This window comes from Actinocrinis sp. (assembly GCF_035653575.1).
Lineage (GTDB): Bacteria > Actinomycetota > Actinomycetes > Streptomycetales > Catenulisporaceae > Actinocrinis.
In genome coordinates, this window is record NZ_DASRBQ010000109.1 from 24,559 (window position 1) to 40,000 (window position 15,442).

Sequence of the window (15,442 nt, forward strand, 5' to 3'; positions counted from 1 at the left end):
AAGACAGGGTACGTCGTTTCAGCGACCCGAGGTGACTAATTCGATACTGTTCGCATCTCTTTCGCCATGGGATGATCCACGATCACTGTCCGTGTTCGAATTCGCTCCACACGATCCGACCTCCGGCCTCGTAGCGTCACGACGATGTGACGCTACGTCAGATCCGCTCAGATCGGCTCGGCTCAGATCGGCTCGGCTCAGATCGGCTCGGCTCGAGAGGCGAGCAGCCGTTCCAGCGCCGAGCGGTCGGGAAGATCGTCAGGTCGCTGAATCAGCCCGGTGCGCACATACAGGAACGCGGCGCGCACCTGCTCGACCGGCACCCCGGCCAGCTCGGCCCAGGCGAGCCGATAGATGGCGAGCTGAAGCGGATCGGCGGTCGCCGCGCGGTTCGTCTTCCAGTCGACGACCTCGTATGTGCCGTCCGGTTCGCGGTATACCGCGTCGATCCGGCCACGCACTATGTGTCCGCCCAGCAGCACTTGGAAGGGTGCCTCGACGCGGTGGGGTTCGCGGTCCGCGTACGGCGTGCGAAGGAAGGCCGCTTTCAGGTCGGCCAGGTCTTCGTGCCCGTCGACCTCTTCGTCCTCGGCGAGCAGGTCGAGTTCGTCCTCGTCGAAGAGGGCCTGCTGCCCGAAGCGGCGCTCGACCCAGGCGTGGAATTCGGTGCCGCGACGAGCCTGCGGCGCGGGCGGGCGCGGCATGGGGCGGAACAGTTCCTCGGCGAAGGCGTCAGGGTCGGCGGCGTAGGAGACGAGACGGGTCGCGGACAACGTGCGCGGCATCGGGACTTCGAAGCGCACTTGGTGTGCCCGCTCCAGTTCGCTGAGCAGGGCCTCGATGTCGGCGTCCCAACTGGTGATGGTGGCCCGCAGATCAGGCGGAAGTTCGCGATCCGATTGCGCCGTCGCAGGGCCGTCCGCGGCCCCCGCCCCGTGGTGCGTCCCGCCCTGCGATTGCGCCACCGCCGGACCATCCGCCGCCCCCGCCCCTTGGGGCACCCCGCCCTGCGTCTGCCGTGCTACGTCAGTTCCCAAATTGTCGGCCGATCGGGGCGGCTGGGAGCCCGTCGCAGCCGCGAACTCTGATCCTTCCCCAGCGTTCGCACCCATCGCCGCCTGCGATTGCGCCGTCGCGCCAGCCCCGGCCTCCGCCTCGGCTTGACCGTCTGCTTCCTGATTCATCGCGCGCAGCTCGGCGAGTACCGCCTCGGCCGCCTGTCGGCGCCGGTCCCTCGTCTCGGCGTTCACGTCCGGCGGCCAGGCCAGCTCGCGCGCCGCGGCCAAAGCCGGATTACTCTCCTCCTCGCTCGGCGGCGGCGCCCACTGCGCCACCTCTCCGTTCGCCGGGTCGGCGAGGCAGTGCTCGGACAGCGCGGTCAGCATCGCGTTCGGCTCGCGCGGCTTGAGCTGCGTCGGCCCCCATCGGTGGCTGGAGACGATCAGCCTCGACTTGGCCCGGGTCAGCGTCACGTAGTTGAGCCGCTGGCTTTCCAGCTCGGCGTGCTCGCGCATCTCCGCGTCGAAGTCATCGAAGTCGACCTTGTCGCGTTCCGGGCCGAGCAGCGGCATCGGGTCGCCGCGCAGCTCGTGCGGCAGCTTCGAAATCCTCGATGTCCACTTGTCGATCTTGGCCGGCTCCTGGTACTGGTGCGGGACGACTACGACCTCCCACTCCAGCCCCTTGGCCTTGTGCATCGTCAGGATCTTGACGGTTTGCGCAGCGGTCGGCGGAAGGTCGATGTCCAGGCCGCGTTCGTGCTCGGCGCTGGCGCGCAGGAAGGCACGGAAGGCGGTGGCGGACTGTTCCCCCTCCAGGCCGGCGAAGGCCCCTGCGACGTGGAGGAATGCACCTATCGTCTCCGCGCAGCGCTGCCGGAAGGCGGCCGGTGAGGCGGCGATCTCCACCTCGAGCCCGGTCTCCTGCAAGATCCGGTGCAGCACGTCGAGCACCGGCTCGGACAGGCTGCGGCGCAGTCTGCGGATCTCGGCGGCGAAACGGGCGAAGCGCTGCCGGGCCTCGGCCGAGTAGGGCAGTTCGCCGGGGTCGGCGAGGGCGTCGCTGAGCGAGACGACGTCGGTCGGGTCGCTGTTCGCGGCCGCCTGGTCCAGCGCGCTCGCGCCGGGCTGCGCGGGCGTGCGCACCAGTTCTCTGGCGCGCTTGCCCAGTAGCGCCAGGTCGCGGGGGCCGATCCGCCAGCGCGGCCCGGCCAGCAGCCGGACCAGGGAGGAGTTGGCGATCGGATCGTCGAGCACATCGAGCATCGCGACCAGGTCCGAGACCTCCGGCAGGTCGAGCAGGCCGGAGAGGCCCACGACCTCGACGGGAACGCCACGGCCGTGCAGTTCGGCATAGAGCTCGGGGATCTGGTCGCCCTTTCGGACCAGGACCGCGATTTGCGACCACGGCACTCGGCCGTCGAGCTCCTGGATCTGATCGGCCAGCCAGCGCACCTCGTCGGCATAGGTCGGCAGCAGCGCCGCCACTGCGTATCCGAGGTCTGCCTTCTCCGCTGCGGGTTCGAGCCGCTGCACCGACTCGTGGTGCTCACGCAGCGACACCGACTGGTCGTTGGCGAAGGCGAGCAGCCTGCCGCCGCTGCGGCGGTTCTCGGTCAGCGGGTAGACGCGCGCCGGGCTGCCATCCGCGCGCCGGAAGTGCTCGGGGAACTGGTCGATGTTCGCCGCGGAGGCACCGCGCCAGCCGTAAATCGACTGGCACGGGTCACCGACCGCGGTGACGGCGTGGCCGAGGCCGTGCTCCGGATCGGGGCCGCTGAACAGCGCGCTGAGCATGCGGCGCTGCGCGACCGAGGTGTCCTGATACTCGTCAAGCAGGACCACCCGGTATTTACCGCGCTCGATCGCACCGACCTCGGGGGCCTCCTCGGCCAGCCTGGTGCCGATGGCCATCTGATCGCCGAAGTCCATCAGGTCGCGGCTCGCCTTGAGCTTTCGGTACTCCTCGACCAGGGTGAGCAGCTCTCCGCGTTCCCTGGCCTTTCCCGCCGCCTCCAGATAGCGCTCATAGATCGCGCCGCGCTTGTTGGTGCGCCGGTTGACCGCCCTGATCGACTTGCGGGTGACCGGGTCGCGGTACAGCTCGGCCGCGTCAGCGAACGCGCGGTCGAACTCGGCCAGTCGCGCCGGACTCACCACGTGCTCGGACAACTCCGCGTCGAGGTCGATCAGGTCGCGCGTGATGTTGCTGATGCTGCCGCGCAGCGCGTCGAACGGTCCGGTGGCGTTGCGCACGACGCGAGCCGCGAGGGTGTACCGGCTGGCGTCGGCGAGCAGCCGAATCGACGGTTCGAGGCCGAGCCGCAGACCGTGTTCTTTGATGAGCCGATCCGCATAAGCGTGGTACGTGGAGATGGCAGGCTCGCCGAGTTCGTCGGGTGCGGCTTCGGGGCTCGGATCATCGAGATCGGATTCCTGCGGTCCGGCGAAGCCCGCGGCGGCCAGGGCGACCCGCACCCGCTCGCGCAGTTCGGCGGCCGCCTTGTTGGTGAAGGTCAGGCCGAGCACCTCGCCGGGTTCGACCCAACCGGTGGCGACCAGCCAGACCACGCGGGCAGCCATGACCGTCGTCTTGCCCGAGCCCGCGCCGGCCACGATCACGCCGGGTTCGAGGGGCGCGGTGATCGCCGCCAGCTGTTCCTCGGTGTACGGCACGCCAAGGACGCGCGCGAGATCGCGCGGGGTCTCAACGCGCTGGTTCGTCGGACGCTGCTCCTGCCCGTGCCACGCCTCGCCCTCGTACGGGTCGTGTTGGTCGTACGGGAATGGGTCGTACGGTTCGTCGTCCGGCGACGGTGTCCACTCTCCGCTCATGTCGGAAGCTCCCGGCCCTGCGGCTGCTTCGGGCATGCCTTCTTCAACCGGCAGATGCTGCATGCGCTGGTGTCGCCGTAGGCGTGGAAGCGCTCGTCGAGGACGCGCTGGGCGACTTCGGCCACCAATCTGGCCGCCCACTCGGGGTCGGCTTGTGCGCTGCGGCCGGCCTGAACCAGCACCGTCGGGCCCGGAGCATCGCTGCGATCCCTGGGATAGACCAGCTCGGCCTGCGCGACGGTCACGGTCTCGGAGCCGGCACTGGCATCGGCATCGGCATCGGCATCGGCGGATTCAGCTTGCTGCGACTCTGGTTCGTCGGAGCGCGGAGTCAACGCGAAGGCACCGGCCTCGACGACGAGCTGGTACACGCCGAGCTGCGGGTCCTTTGCCGCCTCGGCCCTCGTCTTCGGGTTGACCGAGGTCTTGAAGTCGACGAGGTAGACCCGGTTTTCCGCGTCCGTCTCAATTCGGTCGATCGCCCCGCGCAGGCGCACGGGCACGCCTCCGACCGTGAGCAACTCGTCGAACTTGTGCTCCACGGCGGCTACGACTCGGCCGTCGGAACGGCCGTCGTGCCAGACGAGGAAGCGCTCCAGGGCTCGGCGTGCGGCGCGCTTCTCCTGCTCGGATTTCCACGGAGCGTCAAAGGGCAGCGTGTCCCAGACCCGGTCGAGCCGGTCCATCAGGACGTCGATGTCGGCCTTCGTCTTTCCGACCGCCACCTCCTCCGCCAGGGCGTGGAAGAGGACGCCGATGCCCTGTGCGTCGGTGGACGGTTCCTTCGCCGAGGCCTCGTGCTCCAGGAACCAGCGCAGACCGCAGGCGTCGAGTGCGCCGACCGCACTCGCCGAGAGCGGTACCGCGGCCGCCGGGTCGGCAATCGGCGAGTCGTTCTCGGTGTAGTCGTAGAGGCCCCACCACTGGCGCGGATGCGCGTTCGGCACCAACCGCGCCCCGTCGGGTGCGGTCGCTGCGGCCAGCCGCGCCAGGCGGCGGATCGCCTCGGCGCGCAGCCGGGGATGAGCTGCCGGATCGGTGGCGGAGCGACGCAACTCGGCGATGAGGGCGGAGAGGTTGAGTGGACGGCGTCGGCGGATGCCGGCGGACTGGCGCACCTCGACGCCGAGTTCGCGCAAGAACCGCGAGGGCGTCTCGCCGTCCTCGTCCTCGCCTTCCACGGCGGTGACGACCAGGCGCTCGCGTGCGCGCGTGATGGCGACATAGAAGAGGCGGCGTTCCTCCGCGAGTATGGCGGCCGGCGAGAGCGGCTCGGTCAGCCCGGTGCGGCCGATGCGATCCGGTTCCAGCAGCGATCCGCGTCGCCGCAGGTCTGGCCACAGCCCTTCCTGCACACCAGCGAGCACGACGACGCGCCACTCCAGGCCCTTCGAGCGGTGCGCGGTGAGCACCTGCACCGCACCGCCGCGCGATGCCTTCTCGGCCAGCGTGGTCGCCGCTATCGCCTGCGCCTGAAGGCCACTGATGAAGTCGGTGACGCCCACGTACCCGGTCCGCTCCTGCGCGCGTGCGGCGAGCGAGAACAGCGCGATGACCGCGTCGAGGTCGCGATCCGCGAGCCGGCCCGCAGGTCCGCCGCGTTCGACGGCGCGACGCAGCCGCTCCGGCCAGCCGGTGCGCACTGCTGGCCGGGCCTGCGTATCGCCGTTCCACAGCAGCCACAGGACGTCTTCGACGACGCCGCCTTCGGCGAGCAGGTCCCGTGCGCCCTGCAACAGCCGTGCGACCACGAGGGCGGAGCCGGCGACCTTTGGATCGAGCGTGGCGAGCAGGCGAGGATCGGCGACGGCTTCCCGGATCAGGTGCTCGGCCGGGCGCGCGGCTGGCACGGAATCTGCGAGGTCTGCGGGATCGAGCGAAGGCGGGGCGGCCATGTCGGATTCCGTGGCGCTCGCGGCGGCGTGGTCGGAGGCGGCGAACTCGGAATCCGGGGAGTCGCCGGAAGTGGCGAAGCCGGCGGAGACCGCAGGATCAGCGGCGGCGGCTGCGGAACCCGGGAAGTCGTCGGAAGTGGCGAAGCCGGCGGAGACCGCACGGTCGGAGGCGGCGGCGGCGCCGGAATCCGGAAGGTCGTCGGGAGCAGCGGAGTCGTCAGAGCCCGCGGGGTCGGAGGCGGCGGCCTCGGAAGCCGGAAAACCATCGGACGCAGCAGAGCCGTCGGCGTCCGCCTCTGCGGCGCGGCTGCGTCGTCTGCGTGCGGCAGCGAGCGCGGCCTGTTCCTCCGCGCGCAAGGCGCGGCCGAGGCGGCGCAGGTCGCCGCTGTCCATGCCGCCGAGCGGACCCATCAGCAGCTCGCGCGCGCTGTCCGGGGTGAGCGCGGCGGGTTCGGCCGCGCAGCGCAGTGCGGTGAGCAGCGTGGCGACCGCGGGTTCCTGAGCCAGCGGCAGATCGTCGCCCAGCACCTCGGCCGGAACGTTCGCCCCGAGCAGCGCGCGGCGCACCGGAGCGAGCTGCTGGCCGTCGCGCACCAGCACCGCCATGTCCTCCCATGGCACGCCGTGCTCCAAGTGTGCGCGCCGCAGCAGGTCCGCGATCGCGGCGAGTTCGGCGGCCTCGTCGGGGAAGATGATCGCCTCGACCCGGCCGACGCCGTAGGGATTGTTGCGCAGCGCCGTCGACTGCGCGGGTTCCAACGCCGAGTCGGGCTCCACCGCGACCAGTTCCCGGTGCTCCCGCACGTGTTCCGCCGGCAACCGCGTGATCGGTATGCGCTTGGCGACCTGCCGCGAGGCCTTCAGCAGCGTCGGCGCGGCACGGCGACTGTTCTGCAGGACGACTATGTCGGCGGGCTCGCCGTCGCGGCGGCGGAACTGCTCCGGGAAGTCCAGGATGCCGCTGAGGTCCGCGCCGCGGAACGCGTAGATCGACTGGTCCGGGTCGCCGACCGCGACCAGGTCGCGCCCGTCCCCGGCGAGCGCCTGAAGCAGCCGGACCTGCGCCGAATCGGTGTCCTGGTACTCGTCCACGAAGACCGCGCGATACCGGTGACGCAGCAGTGCGCGGACCTCTTCCGTCTCGCTGAGCAGCACGGCCCGGTGCACCAGCTCGGTGTAGTCGAGCACGCCCCGGGCGTCGGCGACATCGAGGTACTCCGCGTAGAACCGGGCGGCGGCCCGCCAGTCGGACCGATCCGCCCGCGCGGCGAACTCGGCCAGGTCCTCGGGATCGAGCCCCAGGTCGCGGGCGCGCAGTAGGACCGCGCGCAGTTCCTCCGCGAAGCCGCGGGTGCCCAGTGCCGCGCGCAGTGCCTGCGGCCAGCCGCCGGGCTCGCGACCCCAGCCGCCGGGCTCGATCGTGCCGCGCACCAGTTCCCGGATCACCACGTCCTGCTCCGGGCCGGACAGCAGCCGCAGCGGATCCCCGAAAAGCTCCGGTTCCTGATACTGGCCGACCAGGCCGAAGCAGAACGAGTGGAAGGTCGTCGCGGTCGGCGCGCCCGCCCCCGGGGTCAGCCGCGCGCCGATCCGGTCGCGCAGCTCGGCGGCCGCCGCCCGGCTGAAGGTGAGCACGAGGATCTCGTCGGCGCTGAGCGCGTCCGGTCCCCTGGTGCGGTCAAGCACCGCCTCGACCAGCGTCGTGGTCTTGCCGGTGCCGGGCCCGGCGAGTACCAGCAACGGTCCGCCGCGGTGCTCGACCACGCTGCGTTGCCGATTGTCCAGCCGCAGGCCGCCGACCGGATAGGCCAGAGGAGGGGGAAGCAGGCGAAACGGCGCGGCCGATCGCTGTGCCGATCGCGGCGCCGCGGGAGTACTCATCGCCGACCCACCTCCTTCCGTCTTCCGTTCCGGCAAGCCCGGGCCGATCCGTTCTTCGCTAGGGACCGACATTGGCCATGACAGCACAAACCGCCGACAACAGAGGCAAACTCGGAAAGTGGCTGTGGATAACTAGCGGACCGGCTGCGCAGATTTCAGCGTCCATCCCAGCGGGCTGTCCGCAAATTCACCCGTTCGCGAGACTTGTCATACGGCGTGCCCTCCTCGGCGTAGTGCAGCGCCGCCTCGCCGCGCAGCTGCGGCGGCAGAACACCCGAGGCGTTGACCACCCGCCACCACGGCACGCCGCCGCCGTGCCGGGACATCACCGCGCCGACCTGGCGCGGACCGCCGTCCTCCAGATACTCGGCGACATCGCCGTAAGTCATCACCTTGCCACGCGGGATGGACTCCACCACCGCGAGCACCCTACGGACGTACGCCCGCGCGTCGGGGTCAGCCGTCGGGACGAGACCTGGTTGCGTCACAATCAACCCTCGGATGGATTTCCGCCGTCACCGAAGCCGACAGGATATCGGCGGTAAACGCGGGACGCTGCTCACCCGGGCTGCGTGCAAGCATCCGGATAGGTAACGATAGGGACGAGCATGCGTGCGCAGATCGGGACTGCGGTAAATCGTGAACGCGAAGACAGGGACCCAGTGAGCTTGCACAGGGGCGGCAATGCCACCCGTGACTCGGACAAGCCTGTCTCCGGCGTGCCCAAACCCATGCAGTCGGTGATGTTACCCGCTCAGATCACCATCGACGAACCGCCTGAACCTCGCCGGATAAGACGGCCGCCCGACCTGATGCGGTTGCTCTTCGAGACCGGTCTCATCGCGGTCGTGCTGCTGCTCGCGGTGCCCGGCGCGAGTACCACGACCGGCTTAGAGACGGACATCCACAACAGCATCACCCTGGCGCCGCAGCTGTTCCTGTCCACCATCACGCTGCTCACCAACATCGCCACGGCGGTCATTCCGGTCGGGCTCGCCGTGGAGCGCCTCTACCGGCACGAGGGGCGCCGGGTCGCGGACGGCGTCATCGCGGCGGCGATCGCCTACCTGGGCGCAAGCCTGCTCAATCTGTGGATCGACTCGAGCGCCTCACCCGACTGGCTCTCCGAGGTGTTGACCCGTCACCTGGCCAGCAGCACGACGACGCCGCTGCACGTCTATATCGCCACGGTCATCGCCTTCCTCACCATCATCGGCTTCGGCGACCGGCCCGCGCTCCAGACGTTTACGTGGTCATGCGTACTCACCTACGCGGTCGCCACCCTGATCAACGGGAACAGCGCCCTGGTCGGCCTGATGGTGACCTTCCTGTTCGGCCGTACCGTGGCGTTCGGCTGGCGTTACGCACGCGGGGTCGTGAACGCCAGGCCGACCGGTTACGACGTGGTCACCTCGCTGTTCGACGCCGGGCTCCAGCCGGTGGCCTGCCGGTGGATCGGCGAGACCGAGGACACCAGGCGCTACGAGGCCGACACCCATGACGGCCGCCTGCTCGACGTGACTGTGCTCGACCGGGACAGGCAAGCGGTGGGTCTGGTTTACCGGCTGTACCGGCGGATTAGGCTCCGCGGCCCTGCCCAACGCCGCAACCTGCTCTCGCTTAGGCGCGCGGTGGATCAGGAAGCGTTGATGTCCTATGCCCTGCGCGACGCGGGCATCCGGACGCCGCGTCTCGTCGCGGTGCGCGAGCTGAGCGCTGACGCCGCCTTGCTCGCGTACGAGCGCGTCGAGGGCCGCACGCTGGAAAAGCTGTCGCCAGACGAGTTGACCGACGAGCTGTTGACTCGCATCTGGCAGCTTCAGCAGCAGATGCAACTGCACCAGGTCGCACACCGCCGCTTCGCCCTCGACTCGCTCCTGGTGGACCGCGACGGGCAGGTGTGGCTGCTCGATCTGCGCAACGGCGAGATCGCGGCGAGCGCGTTGCAGACTCGGCTGGACACCGCGGAGCTGATGGCCACTCTGGCGCTGCGGTACGGACCGGAGCGCACGGTACGCGTCGGCGCGCAGGTGCTAGGCGCGGATGCGATAGGTGCAGCGCTGCCGATGTTGCAGCCGGTCGTGCTCACGCGCACCACGCGTACAGCGGTTCGCAAGTCCAAGGACCTCCTACAGCGCATCCGCGAGCAGATCCTGGCCTACCAACCGCAGGCGACGCGGGTGGCCGAGCCGGTCAAGCTCGAGCGGCTGCGGCCGCGCACACTGCTGACCGTCGCGGCCGGCCTCGTCGCCGCGTATCTGGTGCTCTATCAGCTGGCCAGTTCGAAGCTGAGCCTCACCAAGATCCTGGCCGCCGCCTCACCGTGGTGGGCCATCGTCGCGGTGATCGCCTCGGTGATGACCTACGTCGCGGCCGGGATGGTGCTCACCGGGTTCATTCCCGAGCGGCTGCCGGTCGTGCGCAACTTCCTGGTCCAGATCGCGGCCGGCTTCGTCTCGATCGTGGCGCCCGCGGCGGTCGGCGGCGTCGCGCTCAACACGCGCTATCTGCAGAAGCAAGGCATCGGCACCGGCCCGGCGGTCAGCGCGGTCGGCGCGTCGCAGGCGGTCGGCTTCATCATGCACATCGCGTTGATCGCCGCGTTCAGCTTCCTCGCGAACACCGGGACCGGCGCACACAGCTGGGCGCCCTCCACGGTGGTCATCGCGATCCTGTTGGCGATCGGCGTCGTCGCCATGGTGACCATCGGCGTCAAGCCGCTGCGCCAGTTCGCGGTGGCCCGGCTCAAGCCGTTCTTCGAGGGGACGCTGCCCCGGCTGCTGGATGTGGCGCAGAACCCGCGCAAGCTGTCGATCGGCCTCGGCGGCACGGTCCTGCTCTCGCTGATGAACGCGTTGTGCCTCTGGGCGTCGGTGCTGACGATCTCGCCGCACGCCAACATCTCCTACGCGACGACTGCGGTGGTCTTCCTCACCGCGCAGGCGATCGGATCGGTGATTCCGGTGCCGAGCGGCATCGGCACCGTCGAGCTGGCGATGGCCGGCGCGCTCACCAGCATCGGCGGCCTTCCCGCCACGGTCGGGACGCCGGCGGTGTTCATCTTCCGCCTGTTGCGCACCTATCTGCCGGTGATCCCGGGGTACTTCGCGTTTACGCATCTACAGCGCAAGGGCGCGCTGTAGATGCGTATAGGTCGTACGCGCTGCTCCGACTAACGCGCCGTCAGCGGACCAGCAGTAGTTGGTAGAAGAGTTAGTAGATCGGCTTCTCCGGCTCGATCTGGTTGACCCAGCCGACGATGCCCGACCCGACGTGCACGGCGTCGGAGAATCCGGCCGCCTTCACGAGCGCGAGCACCTCGGCCGAGCGCACGCCCGACTTGCAGTGCAGCACGATGCGCTTGTCCTGCGGCAGCTTGGACAGCGCGTCACCCATGATGAACTCGTTCTTCGGGATCAGCGTCGAACCCGGGATCGAGACGATCTCGTACTCGGCGGGCTCGCGCACGTCGATGATCTGGATGTTCTCGCCGTCGTCGATCCACTGCTTGAGAGTGCGCGGGGTGATCGTCGACTCCCGGGCCGCCTCGATGGCCTCCTCGGAGACCGCGCCGCAGAACGCCTCGTAGTCGATCAGCTCGGTCACGGTCGGGTTCTTACCGCAGACGGCGCACTCCGGGTCCTTGCGTACCTTGACCGTGCGGTACGTCATCTCCAGGGCGTCGTAAATCATCAGCCGGCCGACCAGCGGCTCGCCGACACCCGTGAGCACCTTGATGGCCTCGGTGACCTGGATGGCCCCGATCGAGCCGCACAGCACACCGAGCACGCCGCCCTCGGCGCAGGAGGGGACCATGCCGGGGGGCGGGGGCTCCGGGTAGAGGCAGCGGTAGCAGGGGCCGTACTCGGACCAGAACACGGCGGCCTGGCCGTCGAAGCGGTAGATCGAACCCCACACGTACGGCTTGTTCAGCAGCACGCAGGCGTCGTTGACCAGGTAGCGGGTGGCGAAGTTGTCCGTGCCGTCCACGATCAGGTCGTACTGCGCGAAGATCTCCATCACGTTCTCGGAGTCCAGCCGCTCTTCGTGCAGGACCACGTTCACGTACGGGTTGATCTCGCGCACCGAGTCACGCGCGGACTCGGCCTTGGACCGCCCGATGTCCGACTGGCCGTGGATGATCTGGCGCTGCAGGTTGGACTCGTCCACCGTGTCGAACTCGACGATGCCGAGGGTGCCGACACCGGCCGCGGCCAGGTACATCAGCGCCGGTGAGCCGAGCCCGCCGGCACCGACACAGAGCACCCTCGCGTTCTTGAGGCGCTTCTGGCCGTCCATGGCGACGTCCGGGATGATCAGGTGGCGCGAATAGCGGCGCACCTCGTCAACGGTCAGTTCCGTGGCCGGCTCGACCAGCGGAGGCAGCTTCACAGGCGCGGACACAGCCGTCCCCTCACTCGTGTTTGAAGAACTCTTTTCAGGCAACCGTCCCACTTCCGCGGCCATTCCCGTCAATGGGGACCGCAGCGTGAGATCGGCGTAAAGTCGACGATTAAGGGTGGGAACCCACCGGATGAGGGGCTCGACCATGACTGAGCAGCAGTTCACCGACGAGTACGAGGCCCCGGAGGCCGACGCCGCCGAGCAGTCGCTGCCGGTGGTCGAGGATGCGGAGGAGATGGGTCAGGAGCGCGCGCCCGCGCATCCGGAACCCGAGGTGCCGATGGAAGCCGACCCGGCGGACGCCGCCGAGCAGGCCGTTCCCGTGCCCGTGGACGAGGACGAGTACCGGTAGGCCGCAGCCGGGCGGGCCGACAGCCTGGCTTGAATAGGTTACTGCCGCGTAGGATGCGTGTGACCTGCTTCACCCGCGAACCCATGACAGAGGCACCGTGAGTACAGCCGAAACGCTTTACAGCGCCGACGACCGTCCCCGGTCGGCCCGGCTTCCGCGGCTGGCCCGGCGCACCCAACTGCTCGGCGCGGCGCAGGAGGTCTTCGTCGCCCAGGGCTATCACGCCGCCGCGATGGACGACATCGCGGATCGCGCGGGTGTGTCGAAGCCTGTGCTCTATCAGCACTTCCCCGGAAAGCTCGAGCTGTACCTCGCGCTGCTCGACCAGCACTGCGAGACGCTGGTCGAGGCGGTGCGCAGCGCGCTGGAGTCGACCACCGACAACAAGCAGCGGGTCGCCGCGACGATGAATGCCTACTTCCAGTTCGTCGAGCACGAGAGCGGCGCGTTCCGCCTGGTGTTCGAGTCGGACCTGGTGAACGAGCAGGCCGTGCGAGACCGGGTGAGCAAGGCGGAGCTCGACTGCGCGAAGCTCATTAGCGCGGTCATCGCCGAGGACACCGGGCTCGGCCAGGAGGAGGCGATGGTGCTCGCGGTCGGCCTGACCGGGATCTCGCAGGTCACCGCGCGCTATTGGCTGTCGGCCGGGATGCCGGTGCCGCGTGACACCGCCGCGCAGCTGATCTCGCAGCTCGCCTGGCGCGGGATTGCTGGCTTCCCGCACCTCTGAGCTCGCGAAGAGGGTGCGGGCATCAACACCGTCCGCACCTCTGAGCTCGCGAAGAGGGTGCGCGCATCAACACCGTCCGCACCTCTGAGCGTTGGTGTTCGCCGAGAGCTGACCGGTCTGGGCGCCGATCGACGCAGTACCGCTCCGTCGAACACGTAGGCTTCGTCCTAGCGTCTTCTGTTCCTCGAAGACCGGCGGCTTGTCTACGTGGAAGGAACCAACCACCGTGGAGATCAAGATCGGTGTGCAGCACGCGGCCCGCGAGCTCTCGCTGGAGTCCGAGCTGAGCGCCGAAGAGGTGGAGAAGGCGGTCTCCGCCGCGCTCACCGGGAAGACCGGCCTGCTCGTGCTCAACGACGACAAGGGCCGCAAGGTGATCGTCCCCGCCGATCGGCTGGCTTACGTCGAGATCGGCGAGCCGGCCGCCCGCCGGGTCGGCTTCGGAGCGCTGTGACCTGCTGAAGTCCGATTTCGACCGCGCCGACCGCGTGGCTTGGCGGCCGCGAGGACGAGAGGCGGCAAGGGCGGATCTGACGTAGCGTCGGTTCGTGCTCTCCTCTGAACTACTGAGACTGATCGCGCTGGGACTGGTGATCGGCGGGCTCGGCGGGCTCGCCGTTCCCGGTCGCTTTGCTCCTGGACGTCGCGGGATCGCGTGGCTCTCCGCGCTCGCCATCGGAGTCGGCGGGGCCTTCGGCGGCGCGGTGCTCGGGTTCACGCTGCTGGGCAACGCGTTCCACGGCACCCGACTCGTGCTCGCCGCCGTCGTCTCACTGCTCTTGGTCTGCGGTTGGGCGCTCTACTTACGCGAACGCAGCTTGCCGCGATAAGCCGTTCGAGCCCTGACGCAGCGCGGCAGGTTCGGCCCGCTCGGACCGCTCAGCCCGCCAGGCCGAAGTCCTCCAGCCTGCGCGCGTGACTGGCGGCCAGCCGGTCGGCGAGCTCCGGATAGCGCTCGCCACCGAATTCGCGCGCCAGCACGATCGCCTCGCCGACCAGGCGGCGGCCCCACATCGCGATCCGCGCCGCCAGCACGGGATCCTCGGCCAGCGCCGCGCGCAGCCGCTGCGCCGCCCACGCGTCCGCGGCTTTCGCCTCGACGCCGGCGGACGCCGCCCCGTCCTGCTCCGGCTCGGCCGCTCCCGCCTGGTCGCCGAGCATGATCTCGAACAGCTCTTCGGTAAGCGCGCCGCCGAAGACCGCGGCCGCCAGCGCCTGCCACCAGTCCTCGGACTCGACCCGGCGCAGCGCGTCCTCGATCGCGGGCGCCGCCGCCGCCATGGCGGGCTGCGGATCACCCGCCGCACCGGCGCGTTCCAGCAGCTCGCGATAGCGTGCGTACCGCTGCGCGATCACCTCGGCGACGGCCATCCGGTCCGCCAAACCCGGGGCGAGCGGCAGGAGCGCGGTCAGGCGCTCGAATTCGGCGAGCGCCGCGTATGCAGCCGCGCCCGCGCGTGATTCTGTGAGGTCAGGCAGCACATAACGCAGCGTACTCGATCGTTGGCGAACCGCCTGGTAATATGGTGACTTGACTGCATCGGCGGAGGCTCGGGATCGTCCCGGGACCCGCCGATCCGTACAGGATGCCCGGTCGGCCGAACGCACCCCGATCGGCTCCGACCGCACGGCCCGCCCCTGACGACGACGGCAGCGGCCCTGCGATTGGTCGGGTGAAGACCCGGCGGCACCGGCCCGAGCCCGCACACCCGCTCGGCGCGGTCCTCGCCGACGCCCGGCCGAACCCCGGTCGAGCAGCCCACGGCCCAAGCGCCGCGACCTGGCTGGACTCTCCGGGACGCCCGCCGTCACGAGGACGAAAAGGTCAAGACCATCAGCATCCGCACCCAGAACTCAACCAACCCGACCAACTCAGAGACCTCCGCGACAGACGCGTTCGAGGACGGCGCGGCGGCCCCGGCCACCGACGCCGAGACGGTCGCCCCCGCCCACAGCTTCGCCGAACTCGGCGTGCTCCCGGAGACCGTCGAGGCGCTGGACGCCCTCGGCATCACCGCCCCGTTCCCGATCCAGTCCGCCACCATCCCGGTCGCGCTGACCGGCGCGGACGTGATCGGCCAGGCCAAGACCGGCACCGGCAAGACCCTCGCCTTCGGCATCCCGGTGCTCCAGCGGGTCAGCGGGCCCGGCTCCGACCCGGCCACCGCGGCCGCCGCGAGCACCGGCGCCGTCGCGGCGAGCACCGCCGCGGCCGCGCCCTCCGGCAACTCCCGCCGCAGGCGCCGCACCCGCTCCTCCTCCCCCGCCGGCCTCGCGCCCGCGCACGGCGCCCCGCAGGCCCTGGTGGTCGTGCCGACCCGTGAGCTGGCCATCCAGGTCACCAACG

At 69.9% G+C, this 15,442-nt stretch carries 12 protein-coding genes; 6 read left to right on the top strand and 6 right to left on the bottom strand.

Annotated features, from left to right (window positions below; translation table 11 throughout):
• Positions 1-18: 18 nt before the first annotated feature.
• From VFA06_RS26085 to VFA06_RS15235, 4 genes are all read right to left on the bottom strand, one after another.
• A complete protein-coding gene (locus tag VFA06_RS26085) occupies positions 19-201 on the bottom strand; it encodes a hypothetical protein (RefSeq protein WP_414639900.1) in 183 nt (60 codons plus the stop codon).
• The gene (locus VFA06_RS15225; protein WP_324841216.1) at positions 198-3,833 is read right to left on the bottom strand and encodes an ATP-dependent DNA helicase; all 3,636 of its coding nucleotides are present in this window, start codon (positions 3,831-3,833) and stop codon (positions 198-200) included. Before VFA06_RS15225 ends, VFA06_RS26085 begins: the two co-directional genes overlap by 4 nt.
• The gene (locus tag VFA06_RS15230; protein WP_324841217.1) at positions 3,830-7,609 is read right to left on the bottom strand and encodes an ATP-dependent DNA helicase; all 3,780 of its coding nucleotides are present in this window, start codon (positions 7,607-7,609) and stop codon (positions 3,830-3,832) included. The genes VFA06_RS15225 and VFA06_RS15230 overlap by 4 nt, the downstream gene beginning before the upstream one ends.
• A gap of 155 nt (positions 7,610-7,764) precedes the next feature.
• Positions 7,765-8,097, bottom strand: coding sequence for an MGMT family protein (locus VFA06_RS15235; RefSeq protein WP_324841218.1), 333 nt, complete (start codon positions 8,095-8,097; stop codon positions 7,765-7,767).
• Between the two features lie 324 nt (positions 8,098-8,421).
• Between VFA06_RS15235 and VFA06_RS15240 the strand changes: the two genes are divergently transcribed.
• Positions 8,422-10,752 (top strand): lysylphosphatidylglycerol synthase transmembrane domain-containing protein, encoded by a 2,331-nt coding sequence (locus VFA06_RS15240; RefSeq protein ID WP_324841219.1) that lies wholly within the window; start codon positions 8,422-8,424, stop codon positions 10,750-10,752.
• Positions 10,753-10,822: 70 nt separating this feature from the next.
• Here VFA06_RS15240 and moeZ read toward each other — a convergent pair whose 3' ends face one another.
• Entirely contained in the window at positions 10,823-12,001 is a 1,179-nt protein-coding gene (gene moeZ / locus VFA06_RS15245) for an adenylyltransferase/sulfurtransferase MoeZ (protein ID WP_349260195.1), read from the bottom strand.
• A gap of 157 nt (positions 12,002-12,158) precedes the next feature.
• Here moeZ and VFA06_RS15250 point away from each other — a divergent pair, with 157 nt between their 5' ends.
• The 4 genes from VFA06_RS15250 to VFA06_RS15265 all read left to right on the top strand — a co-directional run bounded on the left by VFA06_RS15250 (position 12,159) and on the right by VFA06_RS15265 (position 13,925).
• Positions 12,159-12,365: a hypothetical protein gene (locus VFA06_RS15250; RefSeq protein ID WP_324841221.1), complete on the top strand. Its 207-nt coding sequence runs from the start codon at positions 12,159-12,161 to the stop codon at positions 12,363-12,365.
• A gap of 97 nt (positions 12,366-12,462) precedes the next feature.
• Positions 12,463-13,095 carry a TetR/AcrR family transcriptional regulator gene (locus VFA06_RS15255; RefSeq protein ID WP_324841222.1) on the top strand — a complete coding sequence of 211 codons (633 nt, stop codon included), beginning with the start codon at positions 12,463-12,465 and terminating at the stop codon, positions 13,093-13,095.
• Between the two features lie 226 nt (positions 13,096-13,321).
• The gene (locus VFA06_RS15260) at positions 13,322-13,549 is read left to right on the top strand and encodes a DUF3107 domain-containing protein (protein WP_324841223.1); all 228 of its coding nucleotides are present in this window, start codon (positions 13,322-13,324) and stop codon (positions 13,547-13,549) included.
• A gap of 94 nt (positions 13,550-13,643) precedes the next feature.
• Positions 13,644-13,925 carry a hypothetical protein gene (locus VFA06_RS15265; protein ID WP_324841224.1) on the top strand — a complete coding sequence of 94 codons (282 nt, stop codon included), beginning with the start codon at positions 13,644-13,646 and terminating at the stop codon, positions 13,923-13,925.
• A 49-nt stretch (positions 13,926-13,974) separates the two neighbouring features.
• Here VFA06_RS15265 and VFA06_RS15270 read toward each other — a convergent pair whose 3' ends face one another.
• Complete coding sequence (locus VFA06_RS15270; RefSeq protein WP_324841225.1) at positions 13,975-14,577, bottom strand: ferritin-like fold-containing protein; 603 nt, start codon at positions 14,575-14,577, stop codon at positions 13,975-13,977.
• 489 nt (positions 14,578-15,066) lie between these two features.
• Between VFA06_RS15270 and VFA06_RS15275 the strand changes: the two genes are divergently transcribed.
• Positions 15,067-15,442: DEAD/DEAH box helicase (locus VFA06_RS15275; protein ID WP_324841226.1), on the top strand; the 376-nt coding region annotated here is incomplete at its 3' end.

Coding starts and splice junctions, on each gene's coding strand:
- VFA06_RS15225 (WP_324841216.1), bottom strand. CDS start 3,833: ATGAGCGGAGAGTGGACACCGTCGCCGGACGACGAACCGTACGACCCA.
- VFA06_RS15230 (WP_324841217.1), bottom strand. CDS start 7,609: ATGAGTACTCCCGCGGCGCCGCGATCGGCACAGCGATCGGCCGCGCCG.
- VFA06_RS15240 (WP_324841219.1), top strand. CDS start 8,422: ATGCGGTTGCTCTTCGAGACCGGTCTCATCGCGGTCGTGCTGCTGCTC.
- VFA06_RS15250 (WP_324841221.1), top strand. CDS start 12,159: ATGACTGAGCAGCAGTTCACCGACGAGTACGAGGCCCCGGAGGCCGAC.